The organism is Aequorivita soesokkakensis (genome assembly GCF_001641085.1).
Lineage (GTDB): Bacteria > Bacteroidota > Bacteroidia > Flavobacteriales > Flavobacteriaceae > Aequorivita > Aequorivita soesokkakensis.
This window is the reverse complement of record NZ_LXIE01000028.1, coordinates 19771-39461: the sequence shown is the minus strand read 5'-3', so window position 1 is coordinate 39461 and position 19691 is coordinate 19771. Positions and strand designations below refer to the sequence as shown.

At 37.8% G+C, this 19691-nt stretch carries 16 protein-coding genes; 7 read left to right on the top strand and 9 right to left on the bottom strand.

The window, feature by feature from the left end:
* Window positions 1–47: 47 nt before the first annotated feature.
* Together A7A78_RS10000 and der are read right to left on the bottom strand one after the other, a co-directional pair.
* Window positions 48–2816: an outer membrane beta-barrel protein gene (locus tag A7A78_RS10000; protein ID WP_068762314.1), complete on the bottom strand. Its 2769-nt coding sequence runs from the start codon at window positions 2814–2816 to the stop codon at window positions 48–50.
* A gap of 93 nt (window positions 2817–2909) precedes the next feature.
* Entirely contained in the window at window positions 2910–4217 is a 1308-nt protein-coding gene (der, locus tag A7A78_RS09995) for a ribosome biogenesis GTPase Der (protein WP_068762341.1), read from the bottom strand.
* Between the two features lie 81 nt (window positions 4218–4298).
* Between der and A7A78_RS09990 the strand changes: the two genes are divergently transcribed.
* Complete coding sequence (locus A7A78_RS09990; RefSeq protein ID WP_068762313.1) at window positions 4299–4790, top strand: GTP-binding protein; 492 nt, start codon at window positions 4299–4301, stop codon at window positions 4788–4790.
* Window positions 4791–4794: 4 nt separating this feature from the next.
* Here A7A78_RS09990 and era read toward each other — a convergent pair whose 3' ends face one another.
* Window positions 4795–5679, bottom strand: coding sequence for a GTPase Era (era, locus tag A7A78_RS09985; RefSeq protein WP_068762312.1), 885 nt, complete (start codon window positions 5677–5679; stop codon window positions 4795–4797).
* 100 nt (window positions 5680–5779) lie between these two features.
* Between era and A7A78_RS15125 the strand changes: the two genes are divergently transcribed.
* The 6 genes from A7A78_RS15125 to A7A78_RS09960 all read left to right on the top strand — a co-directional run bounded on the left by A7A78_RS15125 (window position 5780) and on the right by A7A78_RS09960 (window position 10647).
* Window positions 5780–5947: a C1orf53 family protein gene (locus A7A78_RS15125; RefSeq protein WP_165593562.1), complete on the top strand. Its 168-nt coding sequence runs from the start codon at window positions 5780–5782 to the stop codon at window positions 5945–5947.
* Between the two features lie 79 nt (window positions 5948–6026).
* Window positions 6027–6404, top strand: a complete 378-nt coding sequence (locus tag A7A78_RS09980; RefSeq protein ID WP_062622626.1) for a GxxExxY protein — start codon at window positions 6027–6029, stop codon at window positions 6402–6404.
* 78 nt (window positions 6405–6482) lie between these two features.
* Window positions 6483–8465 carry a urocanate hydratase gene (locus tag A7A78_RS09975; RefSeq protein ID WP_068762311.1) on the top strand — a complete coding sequence of 661 codons (1983 nt, stop codon included), beginning with the start codon at window positions 6483–6485 and terminating at the stop codon, window positions 8463–8465.
* 12 nt (window positions 8466–8477) lie between these two features.
* Window positions 8478–9017, top strand: a complete 540-nt coding sequence (locus tag A7A78_RS09970; protein WP_068762310.1) for a DUF4136 domain-containing protein — start codon at window positions 8478–8480, stop codon at window positions 9015–9017.
* A 120-nt stretch (window positions 9018–9137) separates the two neighbouring features.
* Window positions 9138–10049: a hypothetical protein gene (locus A7A78_RS09965; RefSeq protein ID WP_068762309.1), complete on the top strand. Its 912-nt coding sequence runs from the start codon at window positions 9138–9140 to the stop codon at window positions 10047–10049.
* 58 nt (window positions 10050–10107) lie between these two features.
* Window positions 10108–10647, top strand: coding sequence for a hypothetical protein (locus tag A7A78_RS09960; RefSeq protein ID WP_068762308.1), 540 nt, complete (start codon window positions 10108–10110; stop codon window positions 10645–10647).
* Between the two features lie 57 nt (window positions 10648–10704).
* On the opposite strand, the gene A7A78_RS09955 is transcribed toward A7A78_RS09960, so the two are convergent.
* The 6 genes from A7A78_RS09955 to A7A78_RS09935 all read right to left on the bottom strand — a co-directional run bounded on the left by A7A78_RS09955 (window position 10705) and on the right by A7A78_RS09935 (window position 19688).
* The gene (locus A7A78_RS09955; protein WP_094746101.1) at window positions 10705–12306 is read right to left on the bottom strand and encodes a T9SS type A sorting domain-containing protein; all 1602 of its coding nucleotides are present in this window, start codon (window positions 12304–12306) and stop codon (window positions 10705–10707) included.
* Window positions 12307–12322: 16 nt separating this feature from the next.
* On the bottom strand, window positions 12323–12454 hold the full coding sequence (locus tag A7A78_RS15335) for a hypothetical protein (protein ID WP_278184089.1): 132 nt from the start codon (window positions 12452–12454) through the stop codon (window positions 12323–12325).
* Between the two features lie 185 nt (window positions 12455–12639).
* Window positions 12640–14247, bottom strand: coding sequence for a tetratricopeptide repeat protein (locus A7A78_RS09950; RefSeq protein ID WP_068762306.1), 1608 nt, complete (start codon window positions 14245–14247; stop codon window positions 12640–12642).
* A 44-nt stretch (window positions 14248–14291) separates the two neighbouring features.
* Window positions 14292–16664, bottom strand: a complete 2373-nt coding sequence (locus A7A78_RS09945) for a hypothetical protein (protein ID WP_068762305.1) — start codon at window positions 16662–16664, stop codon at window positions 14292–14294.
* Entirely contained in the window at window positions 16639–17688 is a 1050-nt protein-coding gene (locus A7A78_RS09940) for a hypothetical protein (RefSeq protein ID WP_068762304.1), read from the bottom strand. Before A7A78_RS09940 ends, A7A78_RS09945 begins: the two co-directional genes overlap by 26 nt.
* Window positions 17688–19688, bottom strand: a complete 2001-nt coding sequence (locus A7A78_RS09935; RefSeq protein ID WP_423190702.1) for an alpha-ketoacid dehydrogenase subunit alpha/beta — start codon at window positions 19686–19688, stop codon at window positions 17688–17690. The genes A7A78_RS09940 and A7A78_RS09935 overlap by 1 nt, the downstream gene beginning before the upstream one ends.
* Between the last annotated feature and the right edge of the window lie 3 nt (window positions 19689–19691).

Genomic DNA, 19691 nt, shown 5'->3' with positions numbered 1-19691 from the left:
AAAAGCGCTTCTTTATATTTTCCTTTATAGCTGAAACTTATAAAATATCAATCCCACGGATTGTCATCTATTTCTCCTTTCTTCCCAAGCGTATTGAATTTGTAACTTAGCGTAAGCATAAAATATTGCTTCAAAACAGTGCTTTCAATATCTTGAATATAGTCTTCGCTTGAAGTTCTTTTTACATTGTTATTCTGATTGAGCAAATCATAAATTTTTAAACTTGCACTTGCCTTATCATCCAAGAAAGAATAAGATACCGTACTGTTCCAAAAAACATAATTTTTTTCAAATCCATTGGCAACATCTGGATTGTATATATAGGAAACATCGTTGTTCCATTCCAGGTTTTTAGGAAAAAAAGTAGTTGTTTTCAAATTGAATTCGTGCCGTGTATATTTTCTATCCTCAAAAGAATCGATATTGAAAGTATTCGTATTGAAGTTTAATGAATATTCAGGGTTTATTTCAAAATAATCATTCCATTTAAAACTTAAATTCACCGATGGAAAATAACTTACCGTTTTACTGGCGTATTGCACGTTGTTATTAAAGTTTATATTTCTATTTAAAGTGGCATACATTTGCACCCCATACTTGAAACTGCGCAAGGTATCAATTTTTATATTTTTACTGTAACCCAGACTTCCGGATAGTTCATAATTGCCATTTACGTTTGCGTAAGTTGTGTTTCTCACTAAATTTTCATCCACAATAGTATTTGGCGCCACACGATCATTGGTCATTGCAGCCCTGATATAACTATATATTCCTGATTGGGTTTTAAAATCATAGTTATTGGCTCCGAAATATAAATTATGCGAATTTGAAGGTTTTAAATCTGGATTTCCTCGGGTAATGTCCAACGGATTTGAAACATCCACAAAAGGAGATAATTGCTCAACGGAGGGTGCATTATTTTGCAGATAATAACCCATATAGGTGCTGAATTTTTTACTGAATTGATATCTGAAATTAAAACTCAACTCCAACGCGTCAAAATCATTTTTAAAATTAATGGCTCGCAGGGCATCATTACTTTCCAAGGTTCTAAAAATATAGCCAACAGTGATACCCGTATGTAATTTTTCTGAAGTATATGTTAGGCTTACTTGAGGCTTGGAGGATTGATCTGTATTTGTAAAGTCTGTACTTTGCGCTGTATTGAAGATTTCGTATTGCTGTGATTGGTTATCAAAATCGAAAACGCTTTTTCGGTCTTTTCGTTTATCCTTTTCAAAGTTATATCCCAAATAAAGAAAAAGGGTATCTGCAATAATTGGGAATCTCCAAGACGGTGTGATTTTAAAATCCGCTGAACTAGTTTTACCCTCAGTTAGTTGATTTCTATTGATAGAATTGGGTTCATCGCCAAAAATTTGTGTGGAAGAATTCGTAAAATCCTCGTTATCTACATCGTTGATTTTATTGTTCGTCCTAATCCTGAAATAACCACCTTTAGTTCCGTATTTTTTGGTCACAATTAATTCACTTTCAAAATTTCTCCCTTCCCGCTCGCTGTGGTTATCGTTTTGTGATTGGTTTATTAATTCTTGGTCTAAATTTCTACTTTCTTCACTTTTGTTTAAATCTGTAATGGATTTATTAAAGGTTAATTGTGGGCGCACCTCAATTAAAAACGTAGAATCTATTTGGGTTTTAAAACGAAGATTTGCAGAATGACTGTCATTATCATTTTCTGAATTGGAGCTGGAAGTTGAGAAATATCTGTTCTCGGGCAGAATATTTTCCCTGCTCCGCAACTCTTCATTAAAAGAATTTGAGGAAGAATAAAAGTAATCTGCAGATATGTCTGAGCCTTTTCCAAAATCGTCGGCAAAATTGGCGCCTGCAGTTCTTGAATTTGTAATTCCATCTCCTCCTCCAAAAGATCTTCCGTTATAATTAAAGGAACCATTGCTATTCATATTTATATAGCGGGCACTGCCAAACATTTTTTCAATTTCGCCAAAACTAAAACCTGGCGAATTGATATTATTTCCACCAGCAAGCGCACTCACCCGAAAATCGTTGTCAAAATAATTTATAAGTCCCGCATACTCGAAACGTTTATCCGTTCCGCCACCAGCTGCTACTCTACCAAAAATTCCTTTGTTTTTTTCTTCGTCGATTTTGATGTTTATGGTTTTGTTGTTCTCGTCGCCTTTTTCGCCAGTGAAAGCTTGTGAATCTGTTTTGGTATCGGTTACCTGAATTTTTTCGACGATTTCTTTTGTAAGATTTCGGGTTGCAATGGTGGGGTCGTCGCCGAAGAATGGTTTTCCGTTTACCAATATTTTATTTACAGGTTTTCCATTTACGGTTATATTTCCTTGGGCATCTACTTCAACCCCCGGAAGTTCTTTCAGCAAATCTTCAACCGTTGCATTTGCTTTAGTGTTGAATGAAGCTGCATTAAATTCCAACGTATCTTTTTTAATGGTAATGGGCGCCCGATTCGCAGTAACAACAACGCCTTCCAACTCTTCGGCCAGAACCGCCATTTTTATGGTCCCTAAATCTATGGGTTGTCCGTTAAGTGTTACTTTTTTTCGGAATGGGGTGTAACCATTATAACTTATATTCACGTTTATCTCTTCGGAAGAAGATTTTCCGGCCAATTCAAAATCCCCCTGTTTTCCGGTAATTGTATAAGTTATTAATGAACTATCGGCTACTTTTTCTGCAAAGACAGTAGCTGATTCCAAAGGAATTTCTTCATTTTCGTCAACAAGTTTCCCAGTAATTTCAAAATTTTGAGCATAAAGCAATGAAGAAAGCATGCTGAAAATCAGCAAGTAGAAGTATTTCTGCATAAATGGTAGATTCAATCTTTTTAAATTTTATTTTACTGGGGAGAAAATAAAGTTTAAATATAAAAGATTTACCTTTTAAAAAAGGAAAGGCCCTTATTTTTTTCTGAAATAAACAGTAATGGGAACCCCAGAAAAATCAAAGTTTTCCCGTAGTTTATTCTCAATGAAACGTTTATATGGATCCTTCACATACTGCGGCAGATTACAGAAAAATGCAAAACTTGGGTAAGGCGTTGGTAACTGCGTACAGAATTTTATTTTTACATATTTCGCCTTGTAAGCCGGAGGAGGATAATTTTGAATTATGGGAAGCATAACTTCATTCAACTCACTTGTCTTCACTTTTTTGCTTCGGTTTTGGTATACTTCAACCGCAGTTTCAATGGCTTTATAAATACGTTGTTTGGTAAGAACAGAAACAAAAACAATCGGTACGTCCACAAAAGGCTCACACTGCTGACGGATATATTTTTCATAATCCTTCACACTGCTGCTTTCCTTGTCTTCCACTAAATCCCACTTATTGGCAAGTATCACAATACCTTTGTTATTGCGCTGGGCAAGCCAGAAAATGTTTTCAACCTGTCCGTCAAAACCACGGGTGGCGTCAAAAACCAAAATAATTACATCGCAATGTTCAATGGCGCGAACGCTTCGCATTACGGAATAGAATTCCAAGTCTTCCTTTACCTTACTTTTTTTACGAATTCCAGCCGTATCAACCAAATTGAATTCAAAACCGAAACGATCGTATTTTGTATCTATACTATCACGCGTTGTTCCTGCAATATCAGTAACGATATAACGATCTTTACCAATCAAGGCATTTATGAATGAGGATTTCCCAGCGTTTGGACGACCCACAACTGCGAATCTTGGCAACTCACTATCATCCGGTTCTTCTCTATCCGGCAATGCTTTCACTAAATCATCGAGCAATTCACCTGTTCCACTTCCGTTAATGCTCGATAGGTTGTATTGATTTTCGAAACCTAAAGAATAAAATTCCAAAGCATCATTTACCCGTGAAGCTCCATCAACTTTATTGATTGCCAAAAAGATTGGTTTTTTTGAACGGCGAAGTAGTTTTGCAACTTCCTGGTCCATTCCTGTAACGCCACTTTCCACGTCAACCATAAAGATTATTGCATCTGCTTCATCAATGGCTAGTTCCACTTGCTTGTCAATTTCAGCTTCAAAAATATCGTCGCTTCCCTTTACATAACCTCCAGTGTCAATTAACGAAAATTCCTTTCCGTTCCAATCGCTTTTTCCGTAGTGACGGTCGCGCGTAACCCCACTCACTGCATCAACAATGGCTTCACGACGCTGAATCAATCTATTGAAAAAAGTGGATTTCCCTACATTTGGTCTTCCTACTACAGCAACAATGCTCATAATCTTAATTTTAGGGTGCAAAAATAGCTTTTAGTTGGCAGAAAAAATACTATTTTAACGGCTTTAAAAATAAATAATTAAAGAATGCTTTCCAATGAAATTGTATTGCGCCCACGTTTCCAAATGGAACTTGAAAAACCTTGTTCACAATTGGTTGTAAAATTTTCGGAAGCAAAAAAATCGCAAACTAAATTTGTGATTTCCTGCGTGGACGATCATATTTTTATAAAACTTCCAAATAAGGAACAGCATTTTTGGTCGCCGCAACTGCATTTGGAAATTTCTGAAAAAGATGAAAATTCGTGTAGTTTGCACGGATTTTTTGGACCAAATCCAACAATTTGGACCATGTTTATGTTTCTGCATGTTGCAGTGGGTATTCTATTTATGGTTGATTTAACTTGGCTATACTCCAATTATAAATTAGGGAATTCAATAACCATTCAAATTGTAATTGCAGCAATTTTGGTATTGGCTTGGATTTTACTGTATTTCGCCGGAGCCATGGGAAAGAAAAAAGGAAAACCCGGAATGCGCGAGCTTTATGATTTTATGCTGAAAACAATTCAATCATAATTCGTTATTGATTGTAGCCGAATCTTCGTAGCTGCCTTTCGTTACTTCGCCAATCTTTATTCACCTTCACATAAAGTTCTAAATGAATTTGTTTTCCAAAGAATTTTTCCAAATCCTTTCGGGCTTCGGTGCCCACACGCTTTAAAGCTGAACCTTTGTGGCCAATGATAATCCCCTTTTGCGTTTCGCGCTCAACCATAATTATACTGCGGATTCGGATGATATTTTCGTCCTCAAAAAATTCCTCGGTATCAATTTCAACGGAATAGGGAATTTCCTTTTTATAGTGCATCAATATTTTTTCGCGTATGGCTTCGTTTACGAAAAACCGCTCGGGTTTATCGGTGAGCTGGTCTTTTGGATAAAATGGCGGCGACTCGGGAAGTAATTCAATAATTCGATTAAAAACTTCGGAAACCCCAAAATTCTGAAGTGCCGAAATGGCGAAAATTTCAGCATTCGGAACTTTTTCCTGCCAAAGCTTTAAGGCTTCGGAAAGCAGCTCCTCGTTGCCTTTGTCAATTTTATTTATCAGCAATAAAACTGGAATTTTTGAATTGGTTATTTTTTTGAAAAACGCTTCATCTTTCAGCTCCTTTTCGCCCAATTCAACCAAATACAAAAGAATATCGGCATCCTCAAAGGCAGATTTCACAAAATCCATCATACTTTCCTGCAGTTGGTAGGCAGGTTTTATGATTCCGGGTGTATCGCTCAAAAGCACTTGAAAGTCATCGCCGTTCACAATTCCCAAAATTCTATGGCGCGTGGTCTGCGCTTTGGAAGTGATGATGGAAAGGCGCTCGCCCACAAAAGCGTTCATCAACGTGCTTTTGCCCACGTTTGGGTTTCCAATAATATTTACGAATCCGGCCTTGTGTTTTGTCATTTCTTTGGAATTGATATTGCAAATTTAAGGCTTAAATCCCGAAACAATGGATTTGGTTCAATTTTAAAACTTTCAGCCTTGAAATCCTTACTTTTGTGAAATGCTTTTTCCAAAGAAAAAAATAGAACTCGAAGAAGGCGATTATTACCTAACGCCCGAAGGCTACAAATGTTTTACGGAACAGTACCACTTAAAACGCGGATATTGCTGTGAAAGTGGCTGCCGTCATTGTCCGTACGGCTTTGACAAAAAAACTGGGAAGCATTAATAAACTCTGTGTGCTCTGTGCCTTTGCGGTTAATTTTCTCCATCGCGAAGGCGCAGAGAACGCAAAGAAAATATTCAAAATGACTGAGAACGAAATATCTTCAAAAATAATCGGTGCGGGTATTGAAGTCCACAAACAACTTGGACCTGGGTTATTGGAAAGCACCTATGAAGTTTGTTTAGCGCATGAGTTAAAATTGATGGGGTTGGAAGTGAAGCAACAGGTTCCGTTGCCAATTATTTATAAAGAAATTAAACTGAATGCTGGGTATAGAATTGATATGATTGTGGAAAATAAAGTTATTGTCGAAATTAAATCTGTTGACGCATTGGCCCCGATACATACTGCCCAAATATTGACTTATTTAAAGTTAAAAGAAGTAAAACTTGGACTTTTAATAAATTTCAATTCTGTAAAATTAATTGATGGACTCAAAAGAATCGTAAACAATTTATAACTCTGCGCCCTCTGCGTCTCTGCGGTTAATTTCCTCCACCGCGAAGGCGCAGAGAACGCAAAGAAAAATATAAAAAAAATGACTTTTAAAGAACAAATACAACAAGGCATTCCTTCAGTTTTACCCGAAAAGAAACCTTACGACCCATCCATAAACCACGCACCAAAACGAAAGGAAATCCTTTCAAAGGAAGAAAAGGAACTCGCGCTACGCAACGCCCTTCGCTATTTTGAGCCGAAACACCACGCCACGCTCCTACCCGAATTTCGCGAGGAGCTGGAAAAATACGGGCGCATTTATATGTACCGTTTCCGTCCCGATTATAAAATGTACGCGCGGCCAATTGCGGAATATCCCGGAAAATGTGAGCAGGCAAAGGCGATTATGCTAATGATTCAAAATAACTTGGATTATGCCGTGGCGCAACATCCGCATGAGTTGATTACCTATGGCGGAAATGGCGCGGTATTTCAAAACTGGGCGCAGTACCTTTTGGTGATGAAATACCTTTCTGAAATGACCGACGAGCAAACCTTAGCTGTTTATTCTGGGCATCCAATGGGTTTATTTCCTTCTCATAAAGATGCACCGCGAGTGGTTGTTACAAATGGAATGATGATTCCAAATTATTCAAAACCAGACGATTGGGAAAAATTCAATGCTTTGGGCGTAACACAGTACGGTCAAATGACCGCGGGAAGCTATATGTACATCGGTCCGCAGGGAATTGTACACGGAACCACAATTACCGTTTTGAATGGTTTCAGAAAAATTAAAAAAGAGCCAAAGGGCGGCTTGTTCGTAACTTCCGGTCTCGGCGGTATGAGCGGCGCGCAACCCAAAGCCGGAAATATTGCAGGCTGTGTAACGGTCTGCGCCGAAGTAAACAAAAAAGCTACGGAAACAAGGCACAGCCAAGGCTGGGTGGATGAAGTGATTTCAGATTTGGATAAACTCTCAAAACGAGTAAAAGAAGCATTGGCGAATAAGGAAACCGTTTCCATAGCCTACGACGGAAATGTGGTGGAAGTTTGGGAAAAATTTGCTGAGGAAAATATACATATCGATTTGGGAAGTGACCAAACTTCACTTCACAATCCCTGGGCTGGAGGGTATTACCCAGTTGGGTTGAGTTATGAGGAAGCCAACGAAATGATGGCAAACAATCCCGAACAATTCAAAAAAGAAGTGCAAAAAAGTTTGCGCCGCCAAGTGGAAGCCATCAACAAGCACACTGCAAAAGGCACATATTTCTTCGATTACGGAAATGCTTTTCTTTTGGAAGCCTCGCGCGCAGGTGCCGATGTGCTTTCCTCAGAAATAAATAAGGAATTCAAATATCCTTCCTATGTGCAGGATATTATGGGCCCAATGTGTTTCGATTACGGTTTTGGACCGTTCCGTTGGGTATGCGCTTCGGGAAAACCCGAAGATCTTCAAAAGACCGATGAAATAGCTTGTATTGTTTTGGAGGAATTGATGAAAAATTCACCAAAGGAAATCCAGCAACAAATGCAGGATAACATCACTTGGATTAAAGGCGCGCAGGAAAACAAATTGGTCGTTGGTTCGCAAGCGCGCATACTTTATGCAGATTCAGACGGGCGTGTGCAGATTGCTTCGGCTTTCAACAAAGCTATTTCGGAAGGAAAAATTGGCCCGGTAGTTTTGGGGCGTGACCATCACGATGTTTCGGGGACCGATTCGCCCTATCGCGAAACTTCAAATATATACGATGGTAGCAGGTTTACGGCCGATATGGCCATCCAAAATGTAATTGGCGATAGCTTTCGTGGCGCAACTTGGGTGAGCATCCACAACGGTGGCGGCGTAGGTTGGGGCGAAGTGATAAACGGTGGTTTCGGAATGGTTCTTGATGGTAGTACCGATGCACAACGGCGACTTGAAAATATGCTTTTCTGGGATGTGAATAACGGAATAGCCAGACGCAGTTGGGCACGGAATGACGAAGCTGTCTTCGCAATAAAACGCGCGATGCAAAACAATCCGCAATTAAAGGTTACGCTTCCAAATTTTGTTGACGATAAATTATTCAAATAAAAAATTACTCCTATGAAAGCACTTAAATTCTTACCACTGCTCTTGCTTTTTGTTTTCGCTTCCTGCTCCACCGTTCGCGTGGCGACAGATTTCGATAAAGAAGCAAATTTTAATCAGTACAATTCCTTTGCTTTTTTTAAGCCGGGAATAGACAAGGCTGAAATCAGCGATCTTGACAAAAAACGCATACTTCGCGCTATAGAAGAAAATCTTACCGTAAAAGGAATGTCAAAATCTGAAACTCCAGATTTGCTCGTTAGCATTTTCACCAAAGAGCGTGAGCGCATTGACGTTTACAATAATAATTTTGGTATGGGTTGGGGCTGGAGCCCTTGGTATTATGGAGGTTATTATGGCGGAAGCAACGTTTCCCGCTCAACCGAAGGCACCCTTTATATCGATTTGATTGATGCCAAAACTAACAATCTTGTTTGGCAAGGAATGGGAAGCGCAGATTTAGTAACGAGCAATATGGAAAAAAAGGAAGAGCGTATTCGTGAAATTGTGATGAAAATTTTAGCGGAATATCCTCCGGGAGCTATGAAAAAGTAAGTTTAAAAAACCCTCAACTAACAAAACCTTATTCTGAAAAAATTGTTTTAAGAAATAATTTCTTGAAACTATAGTAAAATCGACCTCATTCGATTTAAAAATTTAAAAAAAAGAAAAGGTATGAAATCAATTAAATTATTATTGTTCCTACTGCTTGCAAGTTTTGGAATGCAAGCACAGGAATTGGTTACCGGAAAGGCTGTTTTAACTCGCGTGGCCACGGGTATTTATGAAATCAAAAAAGAAGACGGCACAACTAAAAAAATAAACATTCGGCCAAATGAAGACAATCACGTGCAAGGCACACTTGCAGTGCTTTTTAGGGATTGTGAAAAATTGAGGCAATCTGTTTTCGATTCACATCTAGTTACGGAAGGACAATTGATACAAGTAGTTGAAACTTATAACAATTGCGAATACACACCTTTTGAGCCAACAGAAAAGGAGATTAAACAGGCCGCGAATTTTCAAGGGGATGAATATAAATTTTTCGTGAGCATTGGTGGTTCTTTAAACCGCATCAGTTTTTTCAATTTTGACGATTACGAAAATTTAACACAAGGGCAAGCAAGTTTTGGTATTGCCGCAACTCCTGGTTTTATTGGTTCCCTACAAGGCAATCTATATGTTACTTTGGAAGTGAATGCTGCATTTTCTGGCGATAAGGATTTTGGAAACTCTCCTTTCGAAACAAATTTTCGGAAGGATTCACAAAAAGCAAATTTAGGTTTAGAATACCACTTCAATAAAAATGGTTCAATTAGACCTTTAATTGGTATTGGGATTGGTCTTTCAAGCGACCATTATAAAGGGAACTATAATGGTTACAAATTAAACGAGAGAGATGGTAGTGCCTTTGCCATTCCCAAATTGGGCGTTTTGTTTTCTTTGGATGAGAAAAAATCGCTGGGTGTAATTTTAAGCTACATTCCTGAATATGAAAATGATCTTTCTTTCAGAACGGAAGACGATATAATTCCTTTGATTGTTGATACGCATTATATAAATGCAGGTTTGTATCTTTACTTTTAACTTTATAGGAAGTATTAACGATTAATACTTCCTATAAAGATTTTAAAATGTAGGGAACATGATAAAACTTTCAAAATACAACCAACGGTCGCTTTATGGTGGATTAATTGCTGCAATTATTACCGGAACTGGCGTTTTTCTCTTGGGAAATATTTCAGGTTACGAAGCAAAAAAATTGATAACCTCTTCCCTTCCGGGCATAAATATGCTTTGTAATACCATTGTGCTTGCCTCGGCTACAATTTTAGCACTTTTACTCACACTTTTAGGAATTAGTTCGGGTTCAAAATCAAAATTAAAAAAAGAACACTATGTGCAAGTGATGGCCATTGCAAAGCTAGATACTATACTATTTGTTGTGGCAATTATTCTTTTTCAAGTATTCAATATTCCTATTACGGAATCTGAAGAATTAAAAACCAATTGGTACTCCAATATTTATTGGGCAACATTATTTCTATCATCGCTACTAAGTGGTGGAATGGTTTCAGTTATTTTAATGCTCTACAATACCGTAATAAATATGATAAAAATTGTGGGGTTGGGAGAAAAAGATCATCCCTTGGTTTTTCAGGAAGAGGATGAAAATAAGGAATAAAAAAGCCTCCCCAAAAAAATTCTTGGAAAGGCCTTCAAAAATTGGGGATATATATGCTTACTGTTTAACCAATTTTATTCCTTTTTTAAATCCTTCGTTTGTGGAAACATTCATAAAATAAATACCAGATTTCCAGCTTCCGGTATTGATATTAATGGTTGTTTCTCCATTGTATTCTGCACTGAACAATTGCTGTCCCAAAACATTAAATACTGAAATTGATTCAATGGTAGAGTTACTTTTAATTATCATTTCATCATTCACCGGGTTTGCGAAAAATATTGAAACATTTGAAAACTCCTCTGTCCCTGCAGTTTCGTCAACCACATTTTGCGCATAAATTTTAGAGCCATTTCCTTTATCTTCTAAAAAAACTGCCACATTCTGCATATTTGCTTCTTTTGTAAAATTAACCCTGCTCTTATCTGCTGCAAAAGTAGCTACAGGACGTGTTTCTTCGTTCCAAAAAAAGTTTCCGTTTTCATCTAAATAAACAACGTTCAATGTGGTAGGAGAGACTCCATTGTTTTCACCTTCTTCCATCAAGAAAAGAGGGTTGCCATTTCTTAAACGAAGTGAACCCGCATGTGATTTATCATTTCCTATAGGAAATACAACTTTTGCATTGTCTGTCAATTCACGAGCACCTGAAACTTTGTCGAATTTTTGAACATATTCACCTCGTTCACTTTGGGTAGGATTTGTATAAGTTGCAACGGCCCATACATATTGCGACCCAGTTTGAAAAGCGATTTCAGTATCCATTTCATAATCCGTTTCATTAGTGTCAAAATCGGAACCATTGATTCCCCAAGGCAATGTTCCGTCAGAATCTATTCGTTGTAAATAGGAATCAAAACGCGTTCCAGCGGAAGCAAAATAGCCCATATAAACAACATCACCATCCTGCACCCCTGTATATGAACGGTTAAAAGCTGTAGCTCTATCGGCAATCTGTATTGCGCTTGCCCATACTGGATTTCCGTCCGTATCATATCTTTGGGCATATAAATTTGAGTTTATCCCGCTTAAGACAGAGTGATAAACTATTTCAAAATCGCCGCCTGCAAGTTCAAATAAATTACCTGCCACAGTATTTCCTGAACCAATAGTTTTTGTAGTTGGCCAAACAGCTGTTCCGCTAGCATCATATTTTTGCATAACGGCAGCACCGGAATCATGCCATGAAACAATGGCTTCTCCCGAAGATAGCGGTAATATAGTTACCGGAACACCTGTGCCCAGACTAATGCCATTGGCTCCCCAAAGTTGGTTTCCATCAATATCCATTTTAAAAGCATAAGCGGAAAAATCTTCCGTGCCTGTAACGCCTATATAAAGATTATCGTCCGCATCAACCACAGAATTCATTATAACCGTAAACGTGCTCATTGGCAATTGATCACTTACCAATATCCCGTCATTGCCCAAAGTTCGGTTGCCATCAGCATCCATTACTTGCAAACGCAATTCTATATTGGTTGGCGCGCCAACGTTTTTCCAATAAACAACATAGGTTTGTCCGTCAGAGGTGCCGCGAGCTTGCATGTCCAGCTCGCCAGATTCGGCGACCAATGTATTCACATCTGTGTCTGTCGTCCATTGCGCCGTGGCAATAAACATTGATAAAAAACAGCTAATAGTAAAAATAGTTTTCATGATATTCGTTTTAATTTCAGTTTGACTTTTTAATTGTAGTTTGCTTTTTGTCCAGCTCTTGGATTATTTTTTTTAAAGCATTTTTTTTGTCTGAATTGTTTTCCAACAGTTTTTCCAAATTGGTTTTTTCATTTGGTGTTTTTTTCATTGCAATGGTTTTGATTGTAAAACTTTTCCAAAAGTATATCCGGATTTTAGTTGTGCATAATTTTTCACCCTATCAAAAACACTCAAGCCCGAAAAACAACCATAGCATTACTACTCAATTATTTATAAAATATTGATTTTCAATTATCTAAATCTTGATTTAAAATTTAAAAAAATATGGAAATTTTACCCAAAGCTGGACAAATATGCAGACAAATCTGTATTTGAATTAGTAATGTCCAGCTTTTTTCGAAGCCGTGTTCGTGCATTTTCAACCGATTTTGAAGACTGTCCGGTAATTTGCGAAATCTCTTTTGAAGTAAGGTTCAATTTTAAAAGCGCGCAAAGTCGCTTGTCTCGAGAAGTTAAATCTGGGTGCTTTTCGGTCAAGTTGTTATAAAACGATTCGTGGACTTGCTCAAAACGCAGTTCAAATTCTTCCCAAACATTGCTTGAAGTGTCGCGCTTCAATCTTTTTACAATATAATCAATTGCGTTTTGGGTCTCTTTTTTGGCCGCTTTCAGTTTTATTTCCTTTAAATCGTTTAAAATATCCTCTATTATTTCGGTGCGATGCATTTCTATCATCGCTTTCCCTATCAATTCTTTATTTTTTAATTCCAGATTTGTATTTAACTCTTTCTGTTTTGCCGTAGCAAGTTGTTTTTCAAGTTCTGCCCTTTTCAATTTGTTTCGAAAACGATATAACAACATCCCCAAAACCAACAAAATGGCAAGCAAACCCAAAAGAATAATATAGTTTCTAGATTGTCTTTTACTTTCTTCCAGCGCGTGTATTTTTTCCTTGTTTCGGTATTCTTCACCAATCAAAAGCTTTTCAAGGTTTACGCGTTTATCCTCTAAATTTAAGGTATCGCCAATTGCAGAATATTTTTCAAAATAATTGGATGCATTTTCAAATTCCCCTTTTGCAATGTAACCTTTATACAAAAGCCCAATGGCACGCTGCTGTTCAAAGCCGAAGGGCGCAACGCTATCCAAATTTTTTACGGCTTTTTGCGCAAAATACACCGATGAGTCCGGCATATCTATATTTTGATAGAATTCTGAAAATTCGTTGTAAAACCAAGCCGCATTTCGGGAACTAGCACCTTTTTCAACATCCACTAGCGCTTTGTTGAAATAACTTTTAGCCAAATCTGGCTCATCTTTAATTACATAACAACGCGCGAGATTGGTGTGCAGGAACATTTTCAAATTTGGGTCTGAAATATTTTTTGAAAGGTGAAGCGACTCCTTGAAATAAGCCACTGAAGAATCTACATTTTTTTCCAAATAAAAACTCCCCATATTGTTGAGGATTCGCGCAAGATTTATGGTATCGTTCTTCTGCTTTTGATAATTGTAAACTTTTTTGAAGAATTGCAGCGCTTTTTCTTCGTTATCGGTTCGGGCATAAATTATTGCAAGGCCATTTTCCAATTTGAAACGTTCCGAAGCTGGCTGCGTTTCATAAAAACTGTACGCTTTTAGAAAATGTTCCAATGCAATATCCAGTGCATCCTTATCAAAATAAATGTCCCCAAGCGCTTTGTAAAAATGTGCAACTGTTTTCTGCGAATTAGATTTTAGGGCGCTCTCCTTTGCAATATCCATATAGCTTAACGCCCTATCCCAATCATCATTCGCCAGTTTTGAAGCAATTTTGATGCTCAATCTGGCTTTTTCACTTTCAGAAGAAGTTTGCGCCAAACTGTCCATCAAAACGGAAACGCCTTCTTGGGCAACCGCGGAGTGAACAAGGAATAGAAATAAAAGGAAACGAAAAAGCATAATTTAAAACTATCAAAATATTACTTATCCCAAATAGTGATCCGCTACATACCTAAAAAAACCCTATACCAACTGCAATCTTTAATTACTTCTGCCTCAAAAGCAGTATCAGAATAATCATTTTTCAGGATTTGGAAATAATCTCTATGATCGCCACAAACCTCAATCCTGTATCTGTAATTTGCATTCCGCTCTGTTGTATAGCAATAATTTGTTTTGGCGAGCATAAAAATAGCTTTTGCTTTGGTTTCTTTGCTCCCCTTCGCCTCTGTCGCTTTTTTAAAATATTTGGTGGCGTTCTTTAAAAATTCGGAATTCGTGCATTTTTGTTGGCCATCGGAATCATAATCATATCCCAAAATAGAGTTCCGGTCATTATTGCCAATATATTGAAGGGTGTTCAAAAACCATCCGCGTGCACTTGTATTGTACCACGCGTTTCCCAACATATAATAATAGTCGGCAGCATTTTCGGGATCATTTTTTGCCAATTCCTCAAGTTTTTTAAAGGTCTGGGCCAACTTCAGTTTATTGTCTGCATAGGTTTCTTCAAGTTCGATTTTTGGAGCATCATCACCAAAAAACTTTTTATATTTTAAATGAATTTTATCTGACTTTTCGGAAAATGGAGTGTCAAAATACTCCCGGATAGCGCCGGAAAATAATTCAGTCCTTATATTTTTTCCGTAAAAAACAGATGGATTTTCTATTTTTTTGAAATAGGAAATCGCTTCATCCAACTGGTTTTGCTGAAAATACCACGTGCCTTTCAGTTCATTTACATAATCTTGCGGATTGCTTTTCAGTTTTGACACAATCAATTTTTCATAATCAGTCTTTGCGGGAAGATTTATAAAATTTTGGATCTTTTGAATAACCTCATCCGCAACAAATTCATTTTTATAATGCAGTTTCCAATGATTTCCCAAATCTGCTTCAGACCTTTCAAAAGAATATTGGGCATTTTCCCCACTATAATCCATACTTCCCAAAAGTGAAACAATTACATTGCCATCTTTTTTATATAAATCTGAAATGGAATTAAAGAAAAATGCGGTTAACGGTCGGGATTCATTAAGTTGTGTGTCCGACTTCAATTTTGAAAAAAGCCACCCAATTTGTTTTCTGTCCAAGGTTTTTAGTTGCAATATTTCAATGGAAAAAGACAGGCGTTTGGCTTGCGGATACAGCTCACTATTTTTTTCAACTTTAGAGACTGATAGTGCTGCATTTTTGAAATCATCGTTTTTTAAATAGCTTGCCGAAAGAACGATTCTCCAAAAATCCTTTCTCAAAACAGCCTTATTTTCAAGTTGGTTTTTTGCTATTTCTTGAAGGGTTTGTAAAGGTTCAAAATCAAGTGCTCTTTCAGTGTCAAAATTTTCATACCATTTGTTGTAATTATTGGCGAATATTTTATTCTGAAGTTTATCAACCTCACGGATAGCAAGCACTTCCAAATAAGGAGAATTCGGGTTTTTCTCCTGCAATTTCTGCATCTCTTTGGAAATGCTGCCGTTGTAATAATATGATTTGAAAAAAGATTGAATTTCCGCATAACCGTTATCTGTAAAAAAATCGTCATTGAGTTGGGGATTGGACCAATCAAAATATTTTAAACTTAGGGCGCAACTTCTTCGGCGCGAAGGGACTTTTGAATAAACTTCTAAAAATCCCTTGGAAGCTTCCTGAAATTTTTGAAGATTATAGGCCGCCCCGGAACGTTGTTCTAAAGCGAGATAATAAATATAGGGCGCTTCGGAATCCAACTTCAGAAAATTATCGAAATATTGCAAAGCAGCTTCGTTCTCTTGAAGATAATGCGCCAAACGCACAATTTGATAGGCATACCTATTCTTTAAAAAGGAATTGGTTTCGGCCTTATAATTTTTCATAGCGAGTTCCAACAACTCAGGCTTCTGGTCATAATCATCGCTTTTCTCTCCCTGATACCAACCGTTGCCGCCGTTTTTATTGCTGCTAATTCCTTCGCATTGCTTTGCCAGCAACATATATTTAGCGAATGGTTTTTGAAGGTTTTTATTTATTTTATTCGCCATAATTCCATTAACAACATTGGAATTATTGTCTTCAAGTTTTTGATACCAATCTGAAGTTTCGGAATAAATTAGCTGATAAAGAACTTCTTCGCTCAAATTTTTTCCGAAGAATTTGCGCCAATCCTCCAAGTTTTCCTGCGTAGCAGTCAAGGTCTCTGGAAATTCGCAAAACGTGCTCCACGGGCAGTTTAAAAAAGGGTAAAGAGAGGCATCGCCAACAATTTTTTGGTCTATTACGGGATAATAAAGTTCTTCATATTCCGGGGCATAGCCACAAAAATTATTCGGCTTTTCTGCTGCAAATGAAATTGCTGAGGCAAATAAAATGACACTAACGTACAGTTTCCAAGAGTTCATTTACATTTAAATTTTGAAGCGTGGAGGAATTTATATGATATAAAATTACAGAATAATCCCGACCCGCAGCTTCCGAAATCATTTTCTGAAGTTTTTTAAATTCTGAAAAGGTTACGTCTTCCATTCTTAGTTTATCACCTTTATAAACAAAGTTTCCGTTTATAAAGGCATCGTCTGTAGCAATAAACCAATTTTCACTTTCTGAAACCGTAAAGTTTTCGGTGAGCTGCTGTTCCTCAATATCCGATAAAATACCAACCAATTGCCCCTCGCGGTACAAAACTCCCCAACTAAAAATGGGCAAGGCAACATTAAATGGTAATGGATATTCGTGAAGTCTGGAAAGGTATAAAGAGGTTTTTTCAATATTTAAAATTGAGTTAGTCTCTTCCATCGAGCCCAAATCGCCAACATTATAAAACATAATGGTAGCTTCATCAACCGGCGGAACTCCTGTTTTTTCTGGAAATTTTACTTGATGGAGCCTGACGGTAGCGGAAAATTTAATAGAATTTTCGCCGAATTGGCTCAATAAATCACTTTTTTGCAATTCCTCCAAAAAAGTAAAATACGATTCTTTTGTGCTTACAGTCCAATCGCAATCAATTTGAATCTGTGGAAAAATAATATTTCCATTGAAATGCTGAGACTTTAACCGAAGTATTTTCTCCAAAGTTTGCCCAGCAATATATTTCAATTGTGAAGGTTTCGTCGTTTTCTCAAAAACCTCATTTGTTATGTAAATTACAGGAATTATTTGCAAGCCCAAAGTTGAATCTTTAGCTGGCATTTGAAGCGTTGCGGTAGGTAAAACTTGATTTTCCTGTTGGTTATAACTCAAATCAAAAAAACGTAAGTACAGTTTTTTGGAATTCGCTTTTTTCAATAATTGCTTTTCGTTTTCTGAAATGGAATATTTTGTTTTCCAATGATAAAACGAAACGCTTTTTGCTTCATTTTCTTTACAGGCTTGAAAGCAAAATAAAACGAGAAAACACAAAGTGGCTACTGCAATTTTTTTCATCAGTAGTTCAAAACTTCCAAAATCTTTTGCTTCACTTTTTCGGTTGAAGGAATCATCGTTTCTTCCAAAACAGAGTTAAGCGGAATTGCAGGCATATTTTCGGAACCAATCAACATAACGGGCGCATCCAATTGCTGGAAACATTCCTCTTGGATTCTTCCCTGCAAGCCGCGTGAAAACCCATTTTCTGAAGGTTCTTCCGTTACGACCAAGCATTTTCCGCATTTCTTTACGCTTTTGAAAACGGTTTCATAATCCAAAGGATGAAGCGTTCTTAAATCCACAACTTCAATTTTGTCCTGCATTCCCAATTCCTCGGAAGCGTTCATAGCCCAATGCACGCCCATTCCGTAAGTGATAATTGAAAGTGTCTCCTCTTCTTCCTGTTTCCAGATTTCCTGTAAAACCCAAGCTTTTCCGAAAGGCAAAATATAATCTTCATCGGGCATCAGTGAAGTTGCACCTTTTGTACCCTTCACTTTGCTCCAGTACAAACCTTTGTGTTCAAAAATCACAACCGGATTTGGGTCATAATAAGCCGCTTTCAGCAAGCCTTTTAAATCGGCTCCATTGCTCGGATACGCAATTTTCAACCCACGAATATTTGTAACCACACTTTCCACGGAAGAAGAATGATACGGCCCGCCGCTGCCGTAAGCGCCAATGGGAACACGCAAAACCATTGAAACCGGCCATTTTCCGTTCGAAAGATAACAGCTTCGGGAAACTTCAGTAAAAAGTTGATTTAATCCCGGCCAAATATAATCTGCAAATTGAACTTCTACGATTGGTTTTAAACCCACAGCGCTCATCCCGACAGTACTTCCAACAATAAACGCTTCTTGAATTGGCGTATTAAAAACACGATTGTCGCCAAATTTTTGTGCCAAAGTTGCTGCTTCGCGAAATACGCCGCCCAAACGTCCGCCCACATCCTGTCCATAAAGCAGACATTCTTGGTGCTTCGCCATCAATTCCTCAATCGCAAAAAGCGCGCAATCTACCATCACAACTTTTTCGCCACCTTTTGGGGAACGTTCGCCAACTTCTTCAGTAATTTCCGTTGGTGCGAAATCGTGGGTAAACAAATCTTCGGATTTTGGGTCTTCGGCTTTTAAAGCTTTTTCGAGAGATTCTTTGACTTCGGTCTTGATTTCGGTTTCGAATTCCTCAAGTTCCTTTTCAGAAAAATCATTTTCCAATAACAATTTCTTCAATTTTGGATACGGATCCCGAGTTCGTGCTTCCTCCAAATCATCGCGGTAAAATTCCATCCTTACTCCAGAAGTATGATGGTTCAAAAGCGGTACTTTGGCGTGTACCAAAAACGGTCTGCGTTCTTCCCTAATTTTTGAAATTACATCTTGAATTGTATTGTAACTTTCCTCAAAATCGGTTCCGTCAATTGAAACCGCTTCCAAACCGTGAAAACCTGCTGCATATTCAAAAGCATTCTGCGCGCGGGTTTCTGCGGCATTGGCTGAAATATCCCACCCGTTATCCTGCACTAAATATAGAATTGGCAATTGCTTTAAAGCCGCCATTTGAAAGGCTTCGGCTATTTCACCTTCGGTTACGGAAGCATCCCCTAAACTGCAAACTACAATTGGAGATTCAGAAGTTTCATTTTTAAATTCTGCCTTAAACGATTCTTTATACCAAAATCCCATTGCCACTCCCGTTGCGGGAATAGCCTGCATTCCCGTTGCGGAACTTTGGTGTGGGATTTTCGGTTTGTCATCATCCTTTAAACTGGGGTGTGAATAATAAGTTCTTCCCCCAGAAAATGGATCGTCTTTTTTCGCCAAAACCTGAAGCATCAATTCGTACGGTTTCATCCCAATAGACAGCAACATAGAATCATCGCGATAATACGGAAAAGCATAATCCTGTGGTAAAAGCTGCATTCCCACAGCAGTTTGGATTACTTCGTGTCCGCGCGAAGTTGCGTGGACGTATTTTGAAACGGTTTTAAAATTTTCTTCATAAATCTCGGTCATCGC

Coding starts and splice junctions, on each gene's coding strand:
- A7A78_RS15335 (WP_278184089.1), bottom strand. CDS start 12,454: ATGAAAAAAACACCAAATGAAAAAACCAATTTGGAAAAACTGTTGGAA.
- A7A78_RS09960 (WP_068762308.1), top strand. CDS start 10,108: ATGATAAAACTTTCAAAATACAACCAACGGTCGCTTTATGGTGGATTA.
- A7A78_RS09940 (WP_068762304.1), bottom strand. CDS start 17,688: ATGAAAAAAATTGCAGTAGCCACTTTGTGTTTTCTCGTTTTATTTTGC.
- A7A78_RS10000 (WP_068762314.1), bottom strand. CDS start 2,816: ATGCAGAAATACTTCTACTTGCTGATTTTCAGCATGCTTTCTTCATTG.
- A7A78_RS09970 (WP_068762310.1), top strand. CDS start 8,478: ATGAAAGCACTTAAATTCTTACCACTGCTCTTGCTTTTTGTTTTCGCT.
- A7A78_RS09980 (WP_062622626.1), top strand. CDS start 6,027: ATGACTGAGAACGAAATATCTTCAAAAATAATCGGTGCGGGTATTGAA.
- A7A78_RS09955 (WP_094746101.1), bottom strand. CDS start 12,306: ATGAAAACTATTTTTACTATTAGCTGTTTTTTATCAATGTTTATTGCC.
- A7A78_RS09965 (WP_068762309.1), top strand. CDS start 9,138: ATGAAATCAATTAAATTATTATTGTTCCTACTGCTTGCAAGTTTTGGA.
- A7A78_RS09945 (WP_068762305.1), bottom strand. CDS start 16,664: ATGAACTCTTGGAAACTGTACGTTAGTGTCATTTTATTTGCCTCAGCA.
- era (WP_068762312.1), bottom strand. CDS start 5,679: ATGACAAAACACAAGGCCGGATTCGTAAATATTATTGGAAACCCAAAC.
- A7A78_RS15125 (WP_165593562.1), top strand. CDS start 5,780: ATGCTTTTTCCAAAGAAAAAAATAGAACTCGAAGAAGGCGATTATTAC.
- A7A78_RS09935 (WP_423190702.1), bottom strand. CDS start 19,688: ATGACCGAGATTTATGAAGAAAATTTTAAAACCGTTTCAAAATACGTC.
- A7A78_RS09990 (WP_068762313.1), top strand. CDS start 4,299: ATGCTTTCCAATGAAATTGTATTGCGCCCACGTTTCCAAATGGAACTT.
- A7A78_RS09950 (WP_068762306.1), bottom strand. CDS start 14,247: ATGCTTTTTCGTTTCCTTTTATTTCTATTCCTTGTTCACTCCGCGGTT.
- A7A78_RS09975 (WP_068762311.1), top strand. CDS start 6,483: ATGACTTTTAAAGAACAAATACAACAAGGCATTCCTTCAGTTTTACCC.